This is a genomic window from Clostridium coskatii (genome assembly GCF_001675205.1).
Classification (GTDB): Bacteria; Bacillota; Clostridia; order Clostridiales; family Clostridiaceae; genus Clostridium_B; species Clostridium_B ljungdahlii.
In genome coordinates, this window is record NZ_LROR01000097.1 from 1 (window position 1) to 1,757 (window position 1,757).

The 1,757-nt window shown below is 35.2% G+C and carries 4 protein-coding genes; all 4 read left to right on the forward strand.

Features of this window, described 5'->3' with window-relative positions:
• A partial coding sequence (locus CLCOS_RS20120) for a PD-(D/E)XK nuclease-like domain-containing protein (RefSeq protein ID WP_193756612.1) occupies window positions 1–408 on the forward strand: 408 nt, incomplete at its 5' end.
• Between the two features lie 9 nt (window positions 409–417).
• Window positions 418–1,023: an HD domain-containing protein gene (locus tag CLCOS_RS20125; RefSeq protein ID WP_063601168.1), complete on the forward strand. Its 606-nt coding sequence runs from the start codon at window positions 418–420 to the stop codon at window positions 1,021–1,023.
• A 12-nt stretch (window positions 1,024–1,035) separates the two neighbouring features.
• A complete protein-coding gene (locus tag CLCOS_RS20130; protein ID WP_063601167.1) occupies window positions 1,036–1,470 on the forward strand; it encodes a single-stranded DNA-binding protein in 435 nt (144 codons plus the stop codon).
• 25 nt (window positions 1,471–1,495) lie between these two features.
• The coding region (locus CLCOS_RS20135) for a helix-turn-helix domain-containing protein (protein WP_153042969.1) at window positions 1,496–1,757 on the forward strand (262 nt) is incomplete at its 3' end.

The following is a 1,757-nucleotide window of genomic DNA, read 5'->3' on the forward strand; positions in this document are numbered from 1 at the left end:
CCATGGAAAGCCATGTTTGATATATATAACCCTCAGAAAAAAGTTATCGTGGATTTAAAGACTACAAGGAATATTCATTCAAAGTTTAATGGAAATGAGAATTTCATAACACACTATGACTATTTATTGCAGATGGCTATATACTGCGAAATTGACCGTATAAACCGCAAGGCGGATGATTACTTTCAGCCGCACATAATAGCCGTCTCAAAGGAGGATATACCTGACAAAGCCGTTATTTTACTAGGTACGGAGTTTATAGAAGACAAGCTTTTAGAGACGGAAATATTAATGGATAGAGTAAAAGCCGTTTGGCAGGGCAGAGAACAGCCGACACGGTGCGAGGAATGTGACTATTGCAGAGCCACAAAGAAATTAGAAAAAACCATATTTTATATGGACCTATAGGAGGAAAACATGAAATCAGAAGAAATTAAAGATAAAATAATTGATTTACTGATAAATACTGATAGGAAAGGCATAGAGAGAGTAATTAAATATTTGGAGGAAAGCGACTTCTTTGGAGCTCCTGCCTCCACCAGATACCATGGCAATTATAAAGGCGGATTAGCTGAACATTCTCTAAATGTGTATGAAATATTTAAGAAGAAAAATATTGAGTATGATTTTGGTTTGAGTGACGATACAGTAAAAATTACTGCACTGCTGCATGATCTTTGTAAGGCAAATTTTTATACTGTAAGTTCAAGAAATATGAAAAAAGATGGTAAGTGGATAAAAGTACCTTACTATGCAGTAGAAGATCAAAGTCCTTTTGGACATGGAGAAAAGAGTGTTATTCTCCTACAGCAATTTATAAGGCTGAGCAAAGAAGAAATATTGATTATAAGGTGGCATATGGGCGGTTATGAGCCAAGCCAGAATTATAACAATATAAGTAATGCATGGAATATGTGTAAGGCCGGAGTTGCGCTCCATACAGCAGATTTGGAATCCAGTTATATTTTAGAAACGCACTTTGAGCCTGGCGAAAATTCAAAGCAAATGTCATTTAAGGCTTAGAGGTGATTTTAATTGAATAGAGTTGTTTTAATAGGAAGACTAACCAAAGATCCTGGCCTGCAGTTTTTACCCGGCAATGGGACAGCAGTAACAAAGTTTACATTAGCAGTTGATAGAAGATTTAAGAAAGAAGGGCAGCAGGAAGCTGATTTTGTACCTATAGTAGTTTGGAATAAACAAGCTGAAAGTGCTGCCAATTATTTAGCCAAAGGTAGACTTGTAGGAATTGCAGGAAGAATTCAAACAAGGAATTATGAGGCTAAAGATGGCACTAGAAGATATGTCACTGAAGTAGTGGCTGATGAAGTTCAGTTCCTTGAGTGGGGTGATAAAGCAAATAGTAATTCAAGTCAAAATACTCAGCAAAGCAATAACAGTGACGGTTATACGGAAATAGACGACGAGGGTGACATCCCTTTTAAGATAGCAGTTAGCCAAGCTGCTTAATAAAAGGGCGAAAGCAGGTGATTGAATGGATATTGGAAATAAAATTAAATTCTATAGAAAAAAATTAGGCTATACCCAAAGAGAATTAGGTAAAAGGTGCAATGTATCAGGAGCTTACATTCAACAATTAGAATTAGGTCAAAAAGATAATCCAAGTTTAGAAGTTTTGTGTAAATTGTCTGTAGCTCTTAAAACAAAAGAACTTTTAAATAATAAAACACTTGAAAGAGTATTTAATGAAAAATTATCATGGGTACCAACAAACATACTCATAGAAGAATTAAATA

Bases quoted from the DNA above. Each gene is read 5' to 3' on its own strand.
- CLCOS_RS20125 (WP_063601168.1), top strand. From the start codon at position 418: ATGAAATCAGAAGAAATTAAAGATAAAATAATTGATTTACTGATAAAT.